Origin of the sequence: Chengkuizengella axinellae (genome assembly GCF_030730905.1) — a bacterium.
GTDB lineage: Bacteria > Bacillota > Bacilli > Paenibacillales > KCTC-33759 > Chengkuizengella > Chengkuizengella axinellae.
Genome location: NZ_JAVAMP010000002.1, coordinates 218865 through 239400 on the forward strand (window position 1 = coordinate 218865; position 20536 = coordinate 239400).

Sequence of the window (20536 nt, forward strand, 5' to 3'; positions counted from 1 at the left end):
TATCTACTTGCGTAGATTACAGGTTTTTTTCTTTTTAATTTAATCTTTTTTATATTTGATTATAGTCCCCATAATAAAATCAATGAGGAAATGTGCAATGATTGGAACCCAAAGTGTTTCTGTCTGGATATAAATCCAGCCAAGCCCATAACTAATACTAAATACTAGTCCAGTCATCAACCAATGCTGCAAATAACGAATATGAATAGCTGCGAAGAGTATGCTTGTCCAATAAGGTCCAAATACATGTTGAATAGCTCCTCTAAATAATAGTTCTTCACATATTGCAACAACAAGTGAAATCACAAAAATATGCCATAAAGGACGGTTTTTGAAAATTCTTTCGTTGATTCCCCCATCATCAGAAACATCTTCAGGAACCCATCTAGATATCAACAAATCAAAAACAAGAACTGCGATGGCAAATCCAACTCCCCAAATTAAAGCTTGAGCGTAGGAAGTAGGAAGTGATAATACTTCTAAGACATTTCTTCCCTGAAAGAAAATAATAATAAGACCAATTAATAAAGTAAATAATTGAGTAAAGTATAAGTTATACAATAGCAGCTTATCGCTCATTTTATCGAGATTTACTTTTTTAAACTGTAGTTTTATTTTTAATTTATTTTTTTTCATTCCATCCCGCCTTTATTCTAATTCAATTAAATATATCTAATCATATTGAAAACCCTGCAGCATGGCCACAGCGGAAATTCCACCGCTGACATTTTTTACGTTATCAAATCCGTTATTTATTAAAAAATTACAAACATGCTGACTTCTAATTCCGTGAGCACAAAGAATATACAAAGTTCTATCTTTGGGCAGCTCTGTTAACTTTTCTGGTATGGTATTCATTGGATGTAATATAGCATCATCTAAGTGGTAGTAATCCCACTCCATCTTTTCTCTTACATCCACAATTATACCACCAAGCGATTTATTTTTTAATTTTTGAAAAAAATCAGCAGCGCTAATTTCATATGAGTTCATATTTATACACTTCCTTAATCGTTATATTCATTACTACTACTGTAAATGAAAAGAATTACATAAAGAAGAATAACCAATTTTCAATATTTATTCAAGAAAAAACATTGCAATTATACGGGCAATTGCTATAAAATAAGAAGTGGAAAGCGCAAGAAATGAATTAAGAGATACTTGCAAAAAGATTGAAATTGACATTGACATCCTGTCACAAGTCATGTTAAATTATGAATTATCAATTTCATATTATACAAACGATGAAGGAATTAAGCATAGCTAAAACTTCAGAGAGCCGTTGGTTGGTGAAAAACGGTGTTGAAACTATGTGGAGCACTCCTGAGTTATTATACTGAAACTTGAAAAAGTAAGTATAATCGGAAAAACCGTTAACCATGAGGTCAATGACCATAAAGATTGTTTATGTAAATAAGCAATGAAATAGGGTGGTACCACGAAAAGTAACTCTCGTCCCTATCATACGCACTACGTATGAGGATTGAAGGGTTTTTTTGTATTTCATTTACTTTAATTCTGTATAACTTTACTGTGTATATTAAATTTTTAATTACACGTTAAGGATAAATAAAAAATAGATAAGATTCAACTGAGGAGGAGAACCATACATGTTTAAAGTGTTAATTTCAGATCCAATCAGCGATTTAGGAATTCAAAAGCTTTTTGATGCAAGTGATGTAACGGTTGTTAAAGAGACAGGACTAAGTGAAGATGAACTTGTAAAAATTATCTCGGATTTTGATGCACTTTTAGTACGAAGTCAGACAAAAGTAACAAAAAGAATAATGGAGGCTGGATCCAAGTTAAAAGTAATAGGTAGAGCTGGTGTCGGTGTTGACAACATTGATTTAGAAGCAGCTACCCAAAGAGGAATCATTGTGATTAATGCTCCAGATGGGAACACGATCTCAACATGTGAACATACTTTTGCAATGATGATGGCCGTGTCTCGTAATATACCACAAGGTTATAAAAAGACGATTTCAGGTGAATGGGATCGCAAATCCTTTGTAGGGGTAGAACTTAACAACAAAGTACTAGGTATTATAGGAATGGGTAGAATTGGAACAGAAGTAGCAGAACGTGCAAAAGCTTTTAATATGAGCATTATTGGGTACGATCCTTTTCTTACAGAAGATCGTGCAGAGAAACTTGGAATTGAAAAAGGCAGTGTAGATGATATTGCTAAAAAAGCTGACTTTATTACTGTCCATACTCCTCTTACAAAAGAAACACGTCATATGATTTCTACAGAGCAGTTTGAGTTAATGAAAAAAGGAGTTCGAATTGTCAATTGTGCACGCGGTGGTATTATTGATGAGCATGCATTGATACATGCAATTGATCAAGAGATTGTTGCTGGTGCAGCATTTGATGTATTTGAGACAGAGCCTCCACAAAAGGATCATCCATTTTTAAATCATGATAAAATCATTGTTACCCCTCATTTAGGAGCATCAACAAGAGAGGCACAAGAAAATGTTGCTATTGATGTTTCTGAAGAGGTATTGAATATTCTTAGAGATAAACCATTTAAAAATGCTGTAAACATGCCTCATGTTCCTTCCAATGTTTTAAGAAAACTTCAACCTTATTTTTCTTTGGGAGAAAGGTTAGGCAGCTTTTTATCACAAATTACTAAAGATTCTATCGAAGAAATTCATATCAACTTCTCTGGAGAGTTGGCAGATGTTGATACTGCTCCTTTATCTAGAAGTATTATTAAAGGAGTGCTTGCACAGTATCTAGATTCTGAAGTGAATGTTGTAAATTCAATGCACCTTGCAGAAGCTAAGGGCGTTAAAATCATCAGACAAAGATCTTCAAGTACAAAAGGTTTTACTAACTTAATCACATTGACTCTAAAAACAAACAGTGGGGAAAGAACAATTGCTGGAACCTTGCTTAATGGTTATGGTGCTAGAATAGTTCAAATAGATCAATACCCTGTAGATATATCTCCTGAAGGTATTTTCATTTATATCTCACATCAAGATAAACCAGGTGCTATCGGAAAGATTGGTACATTATTAGGAGAAAATGAAGTGAATATTGCTACAATGCAAGTTGGAAGAAAAGTGGTTGGTGGAGATGCAGTAATGATCCTAACAGTAGATAAACAACCATCAAATACTGTTAAAAAATTATTAATCGATACGGATGGAATCGTTTCTGTTAATGAAATCATCCTGTAGTATACCCACAAAAGTGAAGTGAAGCTTAGAAGTATAATCCTATTACTTTTGCGGGGCCCGGAACATAAAAAGGCACCCCAAAAAGTGAAGTGAATTCAAAGGTGAGCAATCCGAATACTTTTCGGGGACCCCATGAACTAAATTTTTTGGCAAAAGTGAAGTGAAGCTTAGAAGTATAATCTAAATACTTTTGCGGGGCCCGGAAGAAAACATTCCACCCCAAAAAGTGAAGATTATTATAAAATTTTTATAACAAAAAAGCTCTATTCCATTCGGAATAGAGGCTTTTTTGTTTAGAGTGATTATTGTAAATTGTTTTGCTGAGCCTGATTATTTTGAGCTTGTTGCACTTGCTGCTGAGCTTGTTGCACCTGTTGTTGAGCTTGTTGAATTTGCTGCTGCTGTTGAGCATTTGTTGCAGCATTTTGTTGAGCTTGCTGCAATTGCTGCTGAGCTTGCTGAACCTGCTGCTGAGCTTGTTGAATTTGTTGAGGTGTTGCATTCATTTGACCTGCTTGTTGAGCAGCTTGTTGAGCTTGTTGAGCAGCTTGTTGAGCTTGCTGTGCAGCCTGCTGCTGGTTTTGTTGTTGTGCCATAGTGTATAGCGTCCTCCCAAGTGTTTTTTTCATGAACTGTGATTAGTTCATCAATATATAAAGTTCGCTAAAATACACTAATTTATTCATAATGTTTCACGTTTAACAATATTTTTGTATAAAAAAGTACATGAATTGATAAATATCCATATTTAGTCTAATAATTTGACGGAGTAATGAACCGTTTTTAGTCAATTATTCAGGAACATAATTTACGTCAACTGCTCTAGGGTCAACAAATCCGTAACCTTCTTCTTCAATTTGAGTTAATAAATCATCCAATGCCTCTACAGTCCAAGGTAATTCATGCATAAGGATATTGCTACCAGCTCTTAACTGTTCCAAAACTCTTTGAATAACTCCTTCAGGATATTGATATTGTTTAACCCAATCCTCTGATCCATTAGACCAAGTCATATATAACATTCCTTCTTCTTTCACCTTTTCTCTTAAATATTCATTTCCTTGACCATGTGGGGGTCTGAAAAATATGGGTGCTTCTCCTGTTAGATCCTCAACTATGGTCTGAAGATCGTCTATTTGCTGATTTATGATTTCTTTTGATTCATTTTTTAAACTTATATGATCCCAAGAATGATTGCCAATGATTTGTCCTCTGTTATGTATGAGTTCTAATAATTCAGGGTTTTGTTCTATTCTAAATCCATTTACAAAAAAGATTGCTTTAGCTTCATGTTTGTCAAGTATGTCTAACATTTTGGTTAACATTTCTTCATCTTTGGGTCCATCATCAAAGGTTAAAAGTACGATGTTTTTATCTATAGTATCGTCTTTTGGCTTGATATCATAAATCCCATTCATGTAATAATCCAAAGCAATTGGCTGTTCAATGACTTCAATTGTTTCTTTTACTTCCACATCAACTGTTTCATCAGATTGATTTTCAGTTTCGATTTCAGTATTCTCTACATCTTCTTCTTCAATTAGTATCACTTCGGGGGGCTCTACTCCATTTGGATCGATTGATGTTTCGACAGGCTTTTGACCACATGCAGATAATGTCAAACTGAGGGAGATGAGGGAAACTATAGCTACTTTCATTTTCATTTTTCTGTATCCTCCTGTTGTATTATTTCAATTTATCTTTATTTTACCATGTGAATTGTAAAAAGTAATCGATTTTTTTCTCCATTTATGTTGGTTTTTTTCTATCCATAAATTACTTTTTATTTTCTGAATGTTTGGCCTTTGAATTGAAAAAAATAATGTTGAAAAAAGTAATAAGAATGGAGGTTTTAATTCATGATTCGAAGCTTTTTAATGGGTGGAGTCCTTGGAGCTGCTGCAGCAATTTATTTAAATCAAAGTAACAATAGAGCGATGTTAATGGCAAACATGGGTAAAATGACAAATTCTATGAGTGATATGTTTGACACAGCTACTGAGAAAATGAAAGAAATTACATTTGAAAAAATGACAAACAACATGGATGGAAATTTTAATGATATAACTGCTGGTAATGATGATCAAGGAATGGAGCAAATCCAACAGATCATAAATGAAGATCCAGATGTAAAAGCAGAGTCTGAAAAAATTCTAGAGGAAAATGACAGTTCAATAACTCAGTAATTTTTGTCTTTGAGGAAAATTAATTATTATTTTAATTCTACATTATCTCATTAGTTCATTATTTATTTATCTAGTTCCAAATCCGATATTTCCTTCTAAAACGTGAAGAGAAATATCGGATTTAAACTAATGAAGGTTTAGATTTGATTAAGTTGTTTTGTATTAATAATAAATAGCTGTGTTAGATGGAAATATAGTGAGTTGTCATATAAAAAATCATTTTCATTTTTTAAAAATTGAAAATGATTTTTTTTGATTTTTAGTACATTTATATTAGTGCAATAAATTAGTTTTAATGTTAACATAAGTAGTAAGATTATGATTAAAGATGTTGTAATTTGGTCAAGCTTTATATCACAGAAAAGTATGATCTAACATATTTTAAAACATAAGACTCTCATACAGCAATATGCGTAATTAACTTAAATAGAAGGGAGCTCCTAATCATGAAGATGGAACGTTTAAGTACAGACAAGATTCGCATTTATTTAACCTTTGAAGACTTAAATGAACGTGGTATTCAAAAAGAAGATATGTGGAGGGAGATCCCAAAAGTCCGCGAGCTTTTTAATGATATGATGGAGCAAGCCTATTCTGAATTGGGATTTGAAGCATCTGGACCATTAGCCGTGGAAGTAATCACCCACCCTGCACAAGGAATGATTGTAATAGTTACTAAAGGATCATTAGATCATGAGGATGATTTTTCTTATAGTGACGAAGAAGTTCTATATGAGATGGAAGTAACTATGGAACAATCTCATATGGTCTCATATACATTTCTAGATTTTGAGCATGTTATAACAGTATCAAAATTGTTAAAGCAGTTTATACCTGAAGAAAAGGGTACATTATATTCATATGAGGATCAGTGGATTTTACAAATAGATTCTGAAGACCTTGAGGATGATTTATTTCATAAACTAATTGCTCTATTATCTGAATATGGTGAGGCAACTTCGCTTACCCAGTCAGTTCTTGAGGAATATGGAAAAACAATCATAGCTGAAGATGCTATTAAAGTGATTGATTCGCATTTTTAAACTATTACTATATCATAAGATTGAAAGCATCTACAAAAACGAAAATTTGTTTTTGTATGGTGCTTTTTCATCGGGCAGAATATATATTTTTTGTTCTGTGCAAAAATATAACCAGTAAAAGAAGGTGGATTGTTTGAATCTAGGTGAATCAGAAAATATACTTTACTCTACACAAACAGTCATTAAGGAAGCGTTGGAAAAATTAGGTTTTGGCGATGATATGTTTGATTTGTTGAAAGAACCATTGAGATTATTTAAAGTACGAATTCCAGTATTAATGGACAATGGTAAAGTACATGTGTTTACTGGGTTTAGAGCACAGCACAATGATGCAGTAGGCCCTACAAAAGGCGGGGTAAGATTCCATCCAGACGTTACTGAAGATGAAGTAAAAGCATTATCTATATGGATGAGTTTAAAATGCGGGATTACAGATATACCTTATGGAGGGGGAAAAGGAGGCATCATTTGTGATCCTCGAAAGATGTCATTTAAAGAATTAGAAAAATTAAGCAGAGGTTATGTTCGTGCAATTAGTCAGGTTGTTGGTCCATCCAAAGATATTCCTGCACCAGATGTTATGACGAATTCACAAATTATGGCTTGGATGTTGGATGAATACAGTAGAATTAGAGAATTTGATTCACCTGGCTTTATTACAGGCAAACCGCTTGTTTTAGGAGGATCTCATGGTCGTGAAACAGCCACAGCCAAAGGTGTTTCAATCATGATCAAAGAAGCATTAATTAAAAAAGAAATAGATATTCTAGATGCAAAAGTAGTCATTCAAGGTTTTGGGAATGCAGGTAGTTATCTTGCTAAATTTATGCATGAAGCAGGAGCTAAAGTAGTTGGAATTTCAGATGTTCTAGGAGGTTTATATGATCCTAATGGATTAGATATAGACTTTTTAATTGATCGTAGAGATTCATTTGGTACTGTCACAAATTTATTTAAAAAAACAATCTCAAATCAAGAATTGTTAGAAATGGACTGTGATATTCTTGTACCTGCTGCAATTGAAAATCAAATAACAGTAGACAATGCTGAGAAAATAAAAGCAAGTATACTTGTAGAAGCTGCTAATGGTCCTACTACACTTGAAGCTACACAAATTTTAAGCGATCGAGGAGTTTTGCTGATTCCTGATGTATTGGCAAGTGCTGGTGGCGTTATTGTGTCGTATTTTGAATGGGTTCAAAACAATCAGGGTTATTATTGGAGCGAAGAGGAAGTTCATGAGAAGCTAGAGAAGATCATGATAAGAGCACTGAATAAAATTTATCAAACACATCAAACAAGAGGTGTTAATATGAGATTAGCTGCTTATATGGTAGGTGTAAGAAAAGTGGCTGAGGCTGTTAAATACAGAGGCTGGATTTAATGCAAATTTTCTTTATTTTAGGTATTGCTATTGCACCAAGTTTAGCGTTGCTTACTTATTTCTATTTAAAAGAGAGTCATTCATCTGAACCAATCCTTATGGTGATAAAAGTATTTTTATTTGGTGTGCTTCTTGTATTTCCCACAATGGTTATTCAAAGAGGATTAGTGTTAGGATTCGGAGAAAATGATTTGTTATTTTCATTTGTTATTTCAGGTGGAATTGAAGAGTTTTTAAAGCTCTTTATTTTATATTATACGATATACAATCATCATGTATTTGATTCACCTTATGATGGAGTTGTTTATGGTGTGTCTATTGCACTTGGATTTGCCACATTAGAAAATATTATTTATGCATTTTCATACTCTGCGTCATTTTACACACTCTTTTTAAGAGGATTACTTCCGATTTCTGGACATGCAATATTCGGAGTGATTATGGGTTTTTACATCAGCAAAGCTAAATTTCTTTCTAATAAAAAATATCTTATATTAGCATTAGGATTTCCGATTTTTTGGCATGGATTATTTGATTACATTATGCTTGTTTTTCAAACAAATTGGATTGCTCTTTTAATTGTTTTTATGACGTTTTTATGGATTAAAGGATTAAGAAAAGTTAAACAAGCAAATCATTTTACGTCTATGTTTATGCCCTCTAAAGAGAAGAAGATTGAACTGTGATTGTTTTGGTAATGATATTTGTAAAGAAGGGTTGGAGCATCTTCGAGAAACTTTTTATGGTGTTTTGTTCTAATCATTTGCAGGGGGATATTACAAGGTGAATTACAGAGTGAAGGTCATAATTCAATGTCAATCTTGCGGTGAGCGGTATATCCTTAAAGGAAAAAGGATGGATGGAAAAATAAATACTGGTTTTAAAAAATGTTTATGCAATAATGATTCCGACTTTGATATTGAATATGAAAATGAATTCTAATGTATATGTATAAAGCTTCTTTCATTAACAAAAACTATGCTACAAATTGTTATTGAAAGGAGCTTTTTTGATGTATAGACGTTTAAGTGGAGTGATGTTTCCGGTTCTTATCATTGCTTTAACAGGATCATTGCTCTGGGGATATCAAGAACATCAAGAAAAAAATTCAATATTGATTAAGTCTGAAAATCAATACCAACGTGCTTTTCATAATTTAACATTTGAGGTAGATAAGCTGCATAATGAATTAGGAAACACTTTGGCAGTAAATTCTTCATCACGAAATTTTCATAGAAAATGTTTAGTGAACGTTTGGAGAATTACTAGTGAAGCTCAGACTGATATTAATCAACTTCCACTTACTTTGCTGCCTTTTGATAAAACAGAGGAATTACTCGCTAATTTAGCTAGTTTCTCATACTCTGCAGCAATAAGAGACCTATCTGATCAACCACTTTCTGAAAAGGAAATGGAAAATTTAAAATCATTATATGAGCGAACAGGTGAGATATCAAATGAATTACGCACTATTCAATCGGATGTATTAAATGATAAGTTGCGTTGGATGGATGTGGAAGTTGCAATAGCCTCAGAACAAGAGCCTTTAGATAATGGTATTATCGATGGTTTTAAAACAGTAGATAAAAAAGTAACAGAATTTTCTGAGATTGATTGGGGACCATCTAACGCTCAAATGTTCCATAATCGAGACTACAATCAATTAAGTGGAAATTCTATATCGGCCGAAGAAGCAAAGAAAATAGCATCCAATATGTTGGAAATAAATCAAACAGAAGAAATTCAGGTTGTTGAAAACGGAAAAGGAACTGAATATCATACATATAATGTTCAGATCAATGATGCAGAGCAAAACTCGAACATAGAAATGGATATTACGGCAAAAGGCGGACATATAGTGTGGTTTATGAATCCGCGGAGTGTAAACTCAAAAAAATTAAATATAAATCAAGCCAAAGAAAAAGCGTTAGAAACATTGGAAAATATGGACTTCAAACAGATGAAAGCTGTTAGTTTTGATCAGTATGAAAACGTAGCAAGTTTCGCCTTTGTGACTAAACAGGACGATATTATTATCTACCCGCAGAAAATATCTGTAAAGGTTGCTCTAGATAATGGTGAGGTAGTTGGTATTCAAACAACAGACTATATATTTGCAAATCAGGATCGTACAATAGAGGATCCTAAACTCACTGTTGAAGAAGCTCGAAAAACATTAAACGAAAACTTTAAAGTTGAAAATATGGATAAGGCTCTAATACTGAATGATATGAATGAGGAAATATTGTGTTATGAATTCTTGGGGGAAATCAACAAACAGCTTTACAGAATTTATATCAATGCAGACACGGGAATGGAAGAGAAAATTGAACAAGTCTAAGGTACCCACAAAAGTGAAGCAAAGCTTTCGCAGCATAATCCTATTACTTTGGGCCCGGAACAGAAAAGATCAGTCCGAAAAAGTAAACAAAATTCAAAGATGGGAAATCCGAATACTTTTTGGGGACCCCATGAACTAAAATTTTGGCAAAAGTGAAGCAAAGCTGCGTAGCATAATCCTAATACTTTTGCTAGGCCCGGAACTAAAAATCACCCAAAAAATATGCTTTCAGCATATCAAGTGCTGCAAATCTATTATGGTGCTCAATGAATAAATCCTCTAAAACCAGCGTGAAATCAAAGATTTCCAAGTGGTTTTGGGGGATTTAAATTTTTATCTACATCATTCGTATTATTTTGATATAATTTTAAGTATCAGTTACGATTTAAATTTTTGGGGTGAGGCATTGATGCTGAAAATCGGTCATATATTATTGCTGGAAATACAGCCTAATGATGAACTGGAAAACAATGATACTATTTTATATAAAACTAGAATTTCTGATATTCAAAATAATATGATCTTTATCGAAATGCCAACTGAAATAAAAAGCGGAAAATTCAGGCATTTGCAGGATGGAGTCGAGCTGTTTGTTCGTTTTAATTCTGAGGACGATGTGAAGTATGGCTTTTCCTCATTTGTAATTGGAACTAAAAAAGAAGGGATTAGACAAATTTTAATAAAAAAACCATCACCTGATGAATTCATACATATCGATGATCGAAAATATTTGAGAGTTCCAGCTAACTTGGAGCTTGCTTTACAATCTTCTAATCACCATCGATTTTTAGCTAAGACAGTTGACATTAGTGGGGGAGGAATTGCATTCATTTGTGAGGAACAAGTTGAAGTTAATCAATCTTTTCGATGCTGGTTGCTCATTCAACATAAAAATGAACATATTCAACATATCCCTTTTGAAGGAAAGGTATTAAGGATGAAAAAACTGGATTCTGACAGAACAAAGGTTATGTTACATTTTATGAAAATAGATGAAGAAGACCGAAGATCAATTATTCGATATTGCTTTGAAAGGCAGTTAGAGTTACGCAAAAAATGATGAATGATATTTTTATTTTTTACATAAAATAAGGTCATCTATTTTTTACAGGTGATCACATGTCAAATCAAAGAAATCATACCAGATTTGAAGAAATCTATATTGCTTTTTCTACAAAAGTTGAAAAATATTTAATAAAATTTTTGTTTGTACTTACAATTGTATTAATCACAGTACAATTATTGTCTCAATTTGAATATGTTCGTTTATTATTAATTAACGTTGAAAAATTAGAAGGTATTCCCTATGAATAATAGGATCAAATAAAGCATTACAATAAAAGTAAATGATTTTGCAAAAATGATAATTTTATGATACAATCTTCATCAGAGCAGGCATTGCCTGCTTTTTTTGAATGTATAGGAAAGAGTTAGTTTACTAGACCATATTGGCATTGGCTCATAACCCGCAAAAGTAATAGGTATAGGTGTATGGGGCCCCTAATCAGTTTGATAAGGTTGGGGTAACCCTAAATGTTTGTCTTATTCTTGTGGAATATTTTACTGAAATTAGATAAGGATTATACAAATACATCAGAATACCATTTGTATAAAGTTCTAATTTACATAATCATTCGACTTAAAGGAGGTGACTCCATTGATCCAGCAACGCAATAAGATTAATGTCGCTATTGATGGTCCTGCGGGGGCTGGAAAAAGTACAATTGCACGGTTAGTATCTAATGAATTAGGGTATGTATACATTGATACAGGTGCAATGTACAGAGCTGTTACCTTAACGGCTATGAATAATGGGATTCTTCCTGATCAAGAAAACGATATCGTTGAATTAACCAGAGGTTTGGATATTGAATTGATTCCTGAAGAAAATGGTCAAAAAGTTATCGTTAACGGTAAGGATGTAACTCAATCAATCCGATCCAATGAAATAAATCAACAGGTCTCTAAATTTGCCGGGGTTAGCAAACTTAGAAAATTGCTTGTGATGAAACAGCAGCAACTTGCATCTTCAAAAGGTGTTGTTATGGACGGGAGAGATATAGCAACCCATGTAATTCCTAACGCAGAGGTGAAAATCTTTTTGACAGCTAGTGTAGAGGAAAGAGCTTCTAGAAGATATAAAGAAATGCTGGAAAAATCACCTTCGATAGCCATTTCCTTGGAACAGCTTCAAAAAGATATTTCATTAAGGGATCAAATGGATTTAGAGAGAAAAGCTTCTCCATTAAAAATGGCAGAAGATGCTATTAAAGTCGATAGTACTAACATGACCATTTTAGAGGTTGTGCAAACGATTAAAGAGTTATGCATTAAAAAAATGGGTGGGGATAATCATGTTATACAAAACGATTAGATTGATTTTAAGAATTTTGTATGTACTCATATATCGATTAAAAGTAGTAGGTAAAGAGAACATCCCTAAACAAGGTGGAGTGATGCTCTGTTCCAATCATGTTAATTTATTAGATCCTACTCTTGTAGGAACACCAGTTGACAGAGAAGTCCATTTTATGGCAAAGGAAGAATTGTTTAAAATTCCAGTTTTAGGATCACTTATTGCTAAATTAGGAGCATTTCCTGTTAAACGTGGCGGTGTGAGTAGAGAATCTATTAGAAATACAATCAAGATTCTAAATGAAGGAAAAGTATTTGGAATATTTCCTGAAGGAACTAGAAGGAAATCACTGGGTATGGGAAAAAAAGGTGCAGCCAGTTTTGCATTGCGATCTGAAGCAACGGTAATTCCAGTTGCAATTATTGGAAGCTATACTCCATTTCGCAAATTAAAAATTATTTATGGAGAACCAGTGGATTTAAGTGAATTTAAGGAAAATTCAGAGCCAGATCGTTTAGAGCGTGCTACTGATAAAATTATGTCTAATATAGAAATTTTAATTAAAAAAAATACTTAGTAATAAGATTAATTTATTTTTTTTGAATAAATGTAATCTTGAATATGGAACAATATCTACAAATGCTTTATATTATGAAGAGTTAGTGATTTAATTCTGTTATTCACAGATATTAATTAATAAAATATACAGTGAACGATCTGATTATACAATCAGATATAGCACTAGGAGGTAAATTAAATGACAGAGGAAACAAAAGTGGTACAAGAGCAAGAGGCTGCAGAAACAGTTACACAAGAGGATATGGCAAATGTTAATGTCATTCAACGAGGGGATATAGTAAAAGGTAAAGTTGTTAAAGTAGAAGATAGTCAAGTTATTGTTGATATTGGTTATAAATATGACGGTATCATTCCTATTCGTGAATTATCTTCCATTCATTTAGAAAATGCAGCTGAAGGTGCAGAATTAGATCAAGAAATTGAATGTAAAGTTGTAAGCATTAATGATGAAAATGAGAAATTAATCTTGTCTAAAAAAGCTGTTGCAAGTGAAAAGGCATGGGGAGAGTTACAAACTCTTTTTGAAAGCCAAGAAGTTTTTGAAGCAAACGTAGCGGATGTAGTTAAAGGTGGATTAGTTGTTGATTTAGGTGTTCGTGCTTTTGTACCAGCATCCATGGTTGAAAGACATTTTGTTGAAGATTTCTCTGATTACAAAGGCCGCACATTAAGAGTAAAGGTAAAAGAATTAGATCAAGAAAATAATAAGGTTATCCTTTCACAAAGAGATGTTTTAGATGAAGAGTTTGCAGCAAAGAAAAAAGAAGTATTGTCTACGTTAGAAGTAGGTCAAGAGATTGAAGGAACAGTTCAGCGTCTTACACCATTCGGTGCATTTATTGACTTAGGTGGGGTTGATGGATTAGTCCACATTTCTGAATTATCATGGTCACATGTAGAACAACCTTCCGATGTTGTCAGTGAAGGGGATAAGGTAAAGGTTAAAGTTCTAAAAATTGATGCTGGAAATGAAAAAATCAGTTTAAGTATAAAAGCAGCTCAACCAGGTCCTTGGGAAACTGTAGAAGATAAGTTTAATGCTGGAGATATTGTAAAAGGTGAAGTAAAGCGTATTGCTCAATTTGGAGCTTTTGTAGAAATTTCATCAGGTGTTGAAGGATTAGTTCACATTTCTCAAGTTTCACATAACCATATTGGAACTCCTCATGAAGTTCTAAAAGAAGGACAAGAAGTAGATGTGAAAATCCTTGAAATCAACCCAAAAGAGAAAAGGATTTCCTTAAGCATTAAAGAAACGATTGAAGCTCCTGCTGCTTCAGAAAAGCCAGAAAGAAGCCGTAAAGAAGAGAAGAACTATGAAGGTTTAATTGAAAATAAAGGTTTGAATTTAACCTTAGGTGAACGTTTTGGAGATAAGTTAAGTAAATTGAAATAATCTTAATTTCATCATTCTAATAAAAATCGGCGGTCTCAAAGTGAGTTCGCCGATTTTTTACTTCTATCTGAGTAAAATAGAACTTTTTTTCAAAATATAAGAGTAAAAAGCGGTGAAGAGAATGAATCCTGGCTATTTATCATTTTTACTCTTAAGTATTACATATATATTGGTGTTTTTTGGGTGGGAGAATCAAATTATTCAAGAGGTTTCAAGAAAAACCATACTTGTTTTTATGTTAGTTTGGAGCCTTTTTTTGTTTATTGATATCCCATTATTTAATACTTATGTAAACCTAAGTTACTTGATTATGTTATTGACTTCAACATACATCTATTTATCCCAGAAAACTCGATTTATTTCATTTCATTCTTTAACTTTTATGATCTTTTTTAGTACTTTGTACGTATTATTTCAGCAGCTTTATTTTATGGATCCTATGTTTATTATTTATCATCCAACTGTTGATGCAGCCATTGTTTTAGCCATGTTAACTGCGGTATTAGTTAAAAGTTCATTAGAACAATTTGCTGTGATAACCATAGGGATAATCCTTGGTGATTTTATTTTATCTTATTTCACTTTGTATCACCTACCAACACAATTAGGAACTTTTGAATTATACGATATTTGGATGCTTACTTTTATCATATGTAGATTTATTTCTGAAACCGTAAGTAAAGCGTATCAGACATTCAAACAGTATTTTATTAAGATTAGGAGTTAAGAAAGTTTATCACATATGTAACAGAAGAAGTATGTTAGTTGTTAATGACTAATATGTTATTGCTATGGCCTTCAAAATATAACTTTGATATGATATTATTCATGAGGAATTAGATTAGGAGTGAACGTAATTTGACTAAACCAATTGTAGCGATTGTTGGAAGGCCAAATGTTGGCAAGTCAACGATCTTTAATCGCATTGTAGGTGAAAGAGTATCTATAGTAGAAGATAAACCAGGTATAACACGTGATCGCATTTTCGCTAACGCTGAATGGTTGGATAGACAATTTAGTATCATTGATACAGGTGGGATAGAAATTAGTGAAGATGAGATTACTCAATCCATTAAAGCGCAGGCTGAACTAGCTATTGAAGAAGCAGACGCCATTATTTTTATGGTTGATGTGAAGTCAGGTATAACCCCTTCTGATTCAGAAGTAGCAAATATGTTGTTTAGATCAAAAAAACCAATTGTTCTAGCTGTAAATAAAGTGGATAATCTAGAGCGTGAAAATGACATATATGAATTTTATTCACTTGGATTTGGAGATCCATATCCAATTTCAGGTTCACACGGTTTAGGGATAGGTGATTTATTAGACAAAGTTGTGGAATCTCTTCCAGTTCAAGAGGAAGATGATTATGATGAAGATGTCATCAGAGTTTCTTTAATCGGAAGACCTAATGTAGGTAAATCCTCAATGGTAAATGCTATTCTTGGAGAGGAACGGGTTATTGTAAGCAATCAAGCTGGAACAACACGTGATGCTATAGATACTCCTTTTGAAAAAGATGGACAAGAGTATGTGCTTATCGATACAGCAGGAATGCGCAAACGTGGGAAGGTATATGAAACAACGGAAAAATATAGTGTTATGAGAGCGATGAGAGCGATTGAACGTTCTGATGTAGTATTAATTGTTATAAATGCGGAAGAGGGCATTATCGAACAAGATAAACATATTGCAGGATATGCTGATGAAGCTGGAAAAGCAGCTGTTTTTCTTGTGAATAAGTGGGATGCTGTAGAAAAATCGGACAAGACTCTACAAGAATTCACAACGAAAATACGAGAGCAGTTTCAATTTATGGCCTATGCTCCAATTCTTTTTGTCTCTGCTAAAACTCATCAACGTTTGCATAAATTACTGCCATTAGTTGATTATGTCGCAGATCAGCATGCTTTGAGAATCTCAACTAGTGCATTAAATGATGTGATTTCAGATGCGGTAGCAATGAATCAGCCTCCATTAGATAAAGGTAAAAGATTAAGAATAAACTATGGAACGCAGGTTTCAATCAAACCGCCTAAATTTGTTTTATTTGTGAATGATCCAGCATTAATGCACTTCTCGTATAGAAGATACATTGAAAACAGAATACGTTCGTCGTTCAACTTTGAAGGAACGCCTATTCAAATATTTTTACGTAGAAAGTCACAAGATGAGTAGGGGGTTGGGTCAGTGAATTTCATATTACCTATTTTAATAAGTTATTTATTGGGTTCCATTTCATTTAGTACGATTGCAGCTAAAGTGTTGAAAGGGATTGACATTCGGAATCACGGAAGTGGGAATGCAGGTGCAACCAATGCTTTAAGAGTTATAGGTGTTGGACCAGGAATAGCAGTACTGCTATTAGATGTATTTAAAGGAATCTTAGCGGTATGGATTGGAGAATGGTTTACTCCTAATGAATTGCTTGTCCCAGTTTTATGTGGATTATTTGTGATTGCAGGTCATAATTGGCCGGTGTTTTTCGGGTTTAAAGGTGGAAAAGGAATTGCTACTACCATCGGGGTTGCAGCAACAATTGCTTTCTTACCAACATTATATGCTGGGCTTATTTCGATTGTATTTTTAATTATTACGCGTTATGTTTCACTTTTTTCATTATTATTTTCATTGTTGTTGCCAATTTCTGTTTTTATTTTTAGTGATGCAGTTGAAATTTTTTATTTAAGTATAGCCATTTGGTTATTTGCATGGTTTCGTCACAGGTCTAACATAATAAGGATTATTCAGGGTCAAGAGCGAAAGGTCGGTCAGAAAGGGTAAGGGCACCCACAAAAGTGAGGAGAAGCTAAACTTCAATACTATTACATAAAATCGTTTCTTTCAAAAGAGATGGAGGGGACAATATGTCAAATAAAAAAGTTTCCGTTTTCGTAGCTGGCAGCTGGGGAACAGCATTAGCCTCAGTTTTAGCAGATAATGGATTAGAGGTTGTCATTTGGTCGCGCAATGAGAAGCAAGTTGAAGAAATAAATAGTAATCACACAAATAGTAAATACCTTCCTGATATTTTACTTTCGGAGAATATAAGAGCAACTACTTCTATTGAAGAAGCAATGCATGGAACAACTGCTGTAATTATTGTAGCACCTTCTTCAGGAATGAGAGAGGTAGCTTCCAAAATAAAACCTTATGTAAATGAGGATCATCTCATTGTACATGCAACTAAGGGCTTTGAGGAAAAATCCTTAAAAAGGATGTCTCAAGTGATTGCTGAAGAATTAACCAATGTGGATGAGAATAATATCACTGCACTTTCAGGACCTAGCCATGCGGAGGAAGTAATTCAAAAATCACCTACGACCATTGTCGTATCTTCAGTGAATTTAAATATAGCTGAGAAAGTTCAAGATTTGTTTATTAATTCTTATTTCAGAGTGTATACAAATCCAGACATTATTGGTGTTGAAATAGGTGCAGCAGTAAAAAATATTATTGCTCTAGGCGGAGGAATGTCTGATGGATTATCTTTTGGGGACAATGCAAAGGCAGCTCTAATCACACGTGGATTAGCTGAAATTGCGAGATTAGGTGTTTCTATGGGGGCAAATCCATTAACTTTTATTGGTTTAGCAGGAATAGGAGACTTAGTTGCAACTTGTACGAGTAAGCACAGCCGTAATTGGAGAGCTGGTTATTGGCTTGCTCAAGGCAATTCATTGGAGGAAACATTGGAAAAAATGGGCATGGTTGTAGAAGGAATAAAAACAACCAAAGCAGCTTATGAGCTTTCCAAAATTCACGATATAAAAATGCCCATTACTACCGAATTGTACAAAGTATTATTTAACGGAAAAGAGCCCAAATTTGCAGTTGAAGATCTGATGGGGCGTGTAAAAACCCATGAAATGGAGGATATAGCAAAACCATCATCCAAAAAATGGGTGGAATAGCCTACACGAATTACTCTCTTTATTCATAAGATGCAGTAGCACAGAATAAGGAGGGTTAGTATGAGTAAGGGCAGAAAAAAAGAAAAAGAATTATCTAATAACGTCTTGGATGTTGTAAAGAAAAAAACGGGTAAAAAAGTAAATTTTAAAGATATTGAAAAAATAGCAGATGGTGTTAAACCTTCTACATTACAAAGTGAGAAAAAATTGCGTGAATTGATTATGAATGTTTCTAAAATGGTAAATGTTCCTGTTTCAGAAAATACGATTAATGAAATTATAAAAGCTGTTAAAGGAAGCGGATTTAATCCAGATCAATTAGAGCAAATGATGCATGGTATGATGAAAAAAAAGAAGTGATTTTTGAAAGCATAAGGTTTAAGTGATCATCCTTATGCTTTTTTTGTGTATCTATAAATGTTGGCATTTATTATATTGATCAAATAATAGACGTAAGTGTGAGATCATTCATTAAGTTGGCAGTCCTTCCATTTATCTTACTTTTTCGGGTTATTGTTATATGTTATAGTAGATGATGAAAATTAATGAAATAGTAATGATTAGGAGCTAGATAAAAATGGACGCAATGGACAAAATGTGGCTGTCACTTTATGCAATTGGATTTATGGTTTTGGCCTCAGTTTTAATTACATTCGCACGAGCAAAAACAAAGGGATTCATTCGGTTAATTTTATCGACAGTTGCAGTTTTTATATTAATATGTTCCTTTTTTCTTGGTTTAATTTCAATAGTATAAACTGGGGAGGACAAGCATTTGTTTAGAAAGTTATTTTTTAATAAAAATAAATCCTCTGAGGAGATGCAACAGAACGAGGATGAGTTGATTGTAAAGTTAAAAGGTCAATTTAAAGAAGAAAAAGTGAAGCCAGAGCTTCAATTTACATTATTGGATCTCGCACTGAAACATAACATTGATTGGCAGTTTGCTTGCACAAATGGAAACTGTGCAAGATGTCGATGTTACGTAGAAGAAGGGGCTGAATTTTTAAGTGAAGTGAATTCAGCAGAGAAATCTAGATTGGATTTGCAGGAAATCAAAGAAGGCTACAGACTTGGATGTCAAGCAGAAATCGTGAAATTCGGAGCTATTAAAGCGATGAATAAAACATATTTTAACTCGTAGTTCATGATAAATAGCTACGGGACTTATGAAAATGAATCGAAAGGTGTGGCATCATTGCTGTTATCAAAATCATTAAATGATTGTCTAACATTTGTTTACAAAAAATTGGAAAATTCAGAGGTGGACTGGTACGTGGCAGGGAGTTGCAGCTTAGTACTACAAAATATCTCTTTAAATGCAGACCCGAATGATTTAGATATCCAAATTAAGTCAAAATATTCTCCTGTTATTCATTCTCTCTTGCAACCCTATGCTCTGGATAAACCACATTATAGTGAATCAGATCATTTTAGATCATTACTGAGTCATTATGAAGTGGGTGGAATTGAAGTGGAATTTGTTGCAGATTTTAGTGTGCAAGTTTTGAAGTCAGATTATATAGTTGATATGAATATTTTGAAAGATTATAGCACTACTGTAAATGTGAATGGTCTAATGATCAAGGTTATGCCTTTAGCACATGAATTTGTTTTCAACATACTGCGAGATAGACCAGACCGATATATAGCTTCAGCAGAAAAAATGAAAACAAATCGTTCATTGTATTTTCCTGCTTTATTTGAAATATTAAAGCGAAATCATTTAGATGAAATACATGTCGAAAAATTGAGCGCATTGTTAGGTGAGCCTCTGAAGGAAAGGAAATCGTAAATGTCTGAAATCACTTTTTTGCCTCATAATAAAAAAATAAAGGTGAAGCCAGGAGTAACTTTGTTAGAAGCTAGCAGACGGGCAAGAATTGCTATTTCTGCACGCTGTGGTGGAAATGCTGCTTGTTTGTTGTGTAAGGTCAAAGTTGACAACCCCTCAGCACTTGTTCCTCTAACAGAAAATGAGAAAACCAAGTTAAGCCATGATCAAATTTCAGATAACATTAGATTAGCATGTCAAACACGTATTTTAAATAAAAAAGTAACTGTATCAATACCAGAAAGTCCATTAAGCAAAGTGGTTCAAGCGCATTTACGCAATGAAATGGATCAAGGGATATAA

At 33.4% G+C, this 20536-nt stretch carries 24 protein-coding genes and 1 other annotated feature; of the genes, 21 read left to right on the plus strand and 3 right to left on the minus strand.

What is annotated here, in order from left to right; translation table 11 throughout:
* Positions 1 to 39 precede the first annotated feature (39 nt).
* On the minus strand, positions 40 to 636 hold the full coding sequence (locus tag Q5Y73_RS06600; protein WP_305991068.1) for a type II CAAX endopeptidase family protein: 597 nt from the start codon (positions 634 to 636) through the stop codon (positions 40 to 42).
* Between the two features lie 36 nt (positions 637 to 672).
* The gene (locus Q5Y73_RS06605; RefSeq protein WP_305991069.1) at positions 673 to 993 is read right to left on the minus strand and encodes a rhodanese-like domain-containing protein; all 321 of its coding nucleotides are present in this window, start codon (positions 991 to 993) and stop codon (positions 673 to 675) included.
* Between the two features lie 245 nt (positions 994 to 1238).
* Positions 1239 to 1466 (plus strand) — a binding site (T-box leader).
* 147 nt (positions 1467 to 1613) lie between these two features.
* Here Q5Y73_RS06605 and serA point away from each other — a divergent pair.
* The gene (gene serA / locus Q5Y73_RS06610; RefSeq protein ID WP_305991070.1) at positions 1614 to 3200 is read left to right on the plus strand and encodes a phosphoglycerate dehydrogenase; all 1587 of its coding nucleotides are present in this window, start codon (positions 1614 to 1616) and stop codon (positions 3198 to 3200) included.
* Between the two features lie 289 nt (positions 3201 to 3489).
* Positions 3490 to 3798 (plus strand): hypothetical protein, encoded by a 309-nt coding sequence (locus Q5Y73_RS06615; protein ID WP_305991071.1) that lies wholly within the window; start codon positions 3490 to 3492, stop codon positions 3796 to 3798.
* 193 nt (positions 3799 to 3991) lie between these two features.
* Here Q5Y73_RS06615 and Q5Y73_RS06620 read toward each other — a convergent pair whose 3' ends face one another.
* Positions 3992 to 4864 (minus strand): polysaccharide deacetylase family protein, encoded by an 873-nt coding sequence (locus tag Q5Y73_RS06620; RefSeq protein ID WP_305991072.1) that lies wholly within the window; start codon positions 4862 to 4864, stop codon positions 3992 to 3994.
* Between the two features lie 195 nt (positions 4865 to 5059).
* Here Q5Y73_RS06620 and Q5Y73_RS06625 point away from each other — a divergent pair, with 195 nt between their 5' ends.
* The 19 genes from Q5Y73_RS06625 (at position 5060) to Q5Y73_RS06715 (ending at position 20536) form a co-directional block, all read left to right on the plus strand.
* Complete coding sequence (locus Q5Y73_RS06625; RefSeq protein ID WP_305991073.1) at positions 5060 to 5386, plus strand: hypothetical protein; 327 nt, start codon at positions 5060 to 5062, stop codon at positions 5384 to 5386.
* Between the two features lie 446 nt (positions 5387 to 5832).
* Positions 5833 to 6429: a genetic competence negative regulator gene (locus tag Q5Y73_RS06630; RefSeq protein ID WP_305991074.1), complete on the plus strand. Its 597-nt coding sequence runs from the start codon at positions 5833 to 5835 to the stop codon at positions 6427 to 6429.
* A 133-nt stretch (positions 6430 to 6562) separates the two neighbouring features.
* Positions 6563 to 7813, plus strand: a complete 1251-nt coding sequence (locus Q5Y73_RS06635) for a Glu/Leu/Phe/Val family dehydrogenase (RefSeq protein WP_305991075.1) — start codon at positions 6563 to 6565, stop codon at positions 7811 to 7813.
* Complete coding sequence (prsW, locus tag Q5Y73_RS06640; protein WP_305991076.1) at positions 7813 to 8499, plus strand: glutamic-type intramembrane protease PrsW; 687 nt, start codon at positions 7813 to 7815, stop codon at positions 8497 to 8499. Before Q5Y73_RS06635 ends, prsW begins: the two co-directional genes overlap by 1 nt.
* A gap of 326 nt (positions 8500 to 8825) precedes the next feature.
* Positions 8826 to 10154 (plus strand): germination protein YpeB, encoded by a 1329-nt coding sequence (gene ypeB, locus Q5Y73_RS06645; protein WP_305991077.1) that lies wholly within the window; start codon positions 8826 to 8828, stop codon positions 10152 to 10154.
* 409 nt (positions 10155 to 10563) lie between these two features.
* Positions 10564 to 11214 (plus strand): flagellar brake protein, encoded by a 651-nt coding sequence (locus Q5Y73_RS06650; RefSeq protein ID WP_305991078.1) that lies wholly within the window; start codon positions 10564 to 10566, stop codon positions 11212 to 11214.
* A 59-nt stretch (positions 11215 to 11273) separates the two neighbouring features.
* On the plus strand, positions 11274 to 11468 hold the full coding sequence (locus tag Q5Y73_RS06655; RefSeq protein ID WP_305991079.1) for a hypothetical protein: 195 nt from the start codon (positions 11274 to 11276) through the stop codon (positions 11466 to 11468).
* Positions 11469 to 11811: 343 nt separating this feature from the next.
* Positions 11812 to 12528 (plus strand): (d)CMP kinase, encoded by a 717-nt coding sequence (cmk, locus tag Q5Y73_RS06660; RefSeq protein WP_305991080.1) that lies wholly within the window; start codon positions 11812 to 11814, stop codon positions 12526 to 12528.
* Positions 12509 to 13087 carry a lysophospholipid acyltransferase family protein gene (locus tag Q5Y73_RS06665; RefSeq protein ID WP_305991081.1) on the plus strand — a complete coding sequence of 193 codons (579 nt, stop codon included), beginning with the start codon at positions 12509 to 12511 and terminating at the stop codon, positions 13085 to 13087. The genes cmk and Q5Y73_RS06665 overlap by 20 nt, the downstream gene beginning before the upstream one ends.
* A 180-nt stretch (positions 13088 to 13267) precedes the next feature.
* Positions 13268 to 14485, plus strand: coding sequence for a 30S ribosomal protein S1 (gene rpsA, locus Q5Y73_RS06670; RefSeq protein ID WP_305991082.1), 1218 nt, complete (start codon positions 13268 to 13270; stop codon positions 14483 to 14485).
* A gap of 121 nt (positions 14486 to 14606) precedes the next feature.
* Entirely contained in the window at positions 14607 to 15212 is a 606-nt protein-coding gene (locus Q5Y73_RS06675; RefSeq protein ID WP_442548607.1) for a YphA family membrane protein, read from the plus strand.
* Positions 15213 to 15343: 131 nt separating this feature from the next.
* On the plus strand, positions 15344 to 16663 hold the full coding sequence (der, locus tag Q5Y73_RS06680) for a ribosome biogenesis GTPase Der (protein ID WP_305991084.1): 1320 nt from the start codon (positions 15344 to 15346) through the stop codon (positions 16661 to 16663).
* Positions 16664 to 16675: 12 nt separating this feature from the next.
* Entirely contained in the window at positions 16676 to 17269 is a 594-nt protein-coding gene (gene plsY / locus Q5Y73_RS06685; RefSeq protein ID WP_305991085.1) for a glycerol-3-phosphate 1-O-acyltransferase PlsY, read from the plus strand.
* Positions 17270 to 17352: 83 nt separating this feature from the next.
* Entirely contained in the window at positions 17353 to 18399 is a 1047-nt protein-coding gene (locus tag Q5Y73_RS06690; RefSeq protein WP_305991086.1) for an NAD(P)H-dependent glycerol-3-phosphate dehydrogenase, read from the plus strand.
* A gap of 60 nt (positions 18400 to 18459) precedes the next feature.
* Positions 18460 to 18759: a stage VI sporulation protein F gene (locus tag Q5Y73_RS06695; protein WP_305991087.1), complete on the plus strand. Its 300-nt coding sequence runs from the start codon at positions 18460 to 18462 to the stop codon at positions 18757 to 18759.
* Between the two features lie 217 nt (positions 18760 to 18976).
* Positions 18977 to 19156: a DUF2768 family protein gene (locus Q5Y73_RS06700; protein ID WP_305991088.1), complete on the plus strand. Its 180-nt coding sequence runs from the start codon at positions 18977 to 18979 to the stop codon at positions 19154 to 19156.
* Between the two features lie 18 nt (positions 19157 to 19174).
* Positions 19175 to 19543 carry a 2Fe-2S iron-sulfur cluster-binding protein gene (locus tag Q5Y73_RS06705; RefSeq protein ID WP_305991089.1) on the plus strand — a complete coding sequence of 123 codons (369 nt, stop codon included), beginning with the start codon at positions 19175 to 19177 and terminating at the stop codon, positions 19541 to 19543.
* Between the two features lie 54 nt (positions 19544 to 19597).
* Positions 19598 to 20194 (plus strand): nucleotidyltransferase domain-containing protein, encoded by a 597-nt coding sequence (locus Q5Y73_RS06710; protein ID WP_305991090.1) that lies wholly within the window; start codon positions 19598 to 19600, stop codon positions 20192 to 20194.
* Positions 20195 to 20536 carry a 2Fe-2S iron-sulfur cluster-binding protein gene (locus tag Q5Y73_RS06715; RefSeq protein WP_305991091.1) on the plus strand — a complete coding sequence of 114 codons (342 nt, stop codon included), beginning with the start codon at positions 20195 to 20197 and terminating at the stop codon, positions 20534 to 20536.

What these genes read in the sequence shown, in the direction of transcription:
- Q5Y73_RS06630 (WP_305991074.1), top strand. Translation starts at nt 5,833, where the DNA reads ATGAAGATGGAACGTTTAAGTACAGACAAGATTCGCATTTATTTAACC.
- Q5Y73_RS06695 (WP_305991087.1), top strand. Translation starts at nt 18,460, where the DNA reads ATGAGTAAGGGCAGAAAAAAAGAAAAAGAATTATCTAATAACGTCTTG.
- Q5Y73_RS06665 (WP_305991081.1), top strand. Translation starts at nt 12,509, where the DNA reads ATGTTATACAAAACGATTAGATTGATTTTAAGAATTTTGTATGTACTC.
- Q5Y73_RS06655 (WP_305991079.1), top strand. Translation starts at nt 11,274, where the DNA reads ATGTCAAATCAAAGAAATCATACCAGATTTGAAGAAATCTATATTGCT.
- ypeB (WP_305991077.1), top strand. Translation starts at nt 8,826, where the DNA reads ATGTATAGACGTTTAAGTGGAGTGATGTTTCCGGTTCTTATCATTGCT.
- prsW (WP_305991076.1), top strand. Translation starts at nt 7,813, where the DNA reads ATGCAAATTTTCTTTATTTTAGGTATTGCTATTGCACCAAGTTTAGCG.
- Q5Y73_RS06600 (WP_305991068.1), bottom strand. Translation starts at nt 636, where the DNA reads ATGAAAAAAAATAAATTAAAAATAAAACTACAGTTTAAAAAAGTAAAT.
- Q5Y73_RS06650 (WP_305991078.1), top strand. Translation starts at nt 10,564, where the DNA reads ATGCTGAAAATCGGTCATATATTATTGCTGGAAATACAGCCTAATGAT.
- Q5Y73_RS06675 (WP_442548607.1), top strand. Translation starts at nt 14,607, where the DNA reads ATGAATCCTGGCTATTTATCATTTTTACTCTTAAGTATTACATATATA.
- rpsA (WP_305991082.1), top strand. Translation starts at nt 13,268, where the DNA reads ATGACAGAGGAAACAAAAGTGGTACAAGAGCAAGAGGCTGCAGAAACA.
- Q5Y73_RS06620 (WP_305991072.1), bottom strand. Translation starts at nt 4,864, where the DNA reads ATGAAAATGAAAGTAGCTATAGTTTCCCTCATCTCCCTCAGTTTGACA.
- Q5Y73_RS06700 (WP_305991088.1), top strand. Translation starts at nt 18,977, where the DNA reads ATGGACGCAATGGACAAAATGTGGCTGTCACTTTATGCAATTGGATTT.
- Q5Y73_RS06605 (WP_305991069.1), bottom strand. Translation starts at nt 993, where the DNA reads ATGAACTCATATGAAATTAGCGCTGCTGATTTTTTTCAAAAATTAAAA.
- Q5Y73_RS06715 (WP_305991091.1), top strand. Translation starts at nt 20,195, where the DNA reads ATGTCTGAAATCACTTTTTTGCCTCATAATAAAAAAATAAAGGTGAAG.
- Q5Y73_RS06690 (WP_305991086.1), top strand. Translation starts at nt 17,353, where the DNA reads ATGTCAAATAAAAAAGTTTCCGTTTTCGTAGCTGGCAGCTGGGGAACA.
- Q5Y73_RS06625 (WP_305991073.1), top strand. Translation starts at nt 5,060, where the DNA reads ATGATTCGAAGCTTTTTAATGGGTGGAGTCCTTGGAGCTGCTGCAGCA.
- serA (WP_305991070.1), top strand. Translation starts at nt 1,614, where the DNA reads ATGTTTAAAGTGTTAATTTCAGATCCAATCAGCGATTTAGGAATTCAA.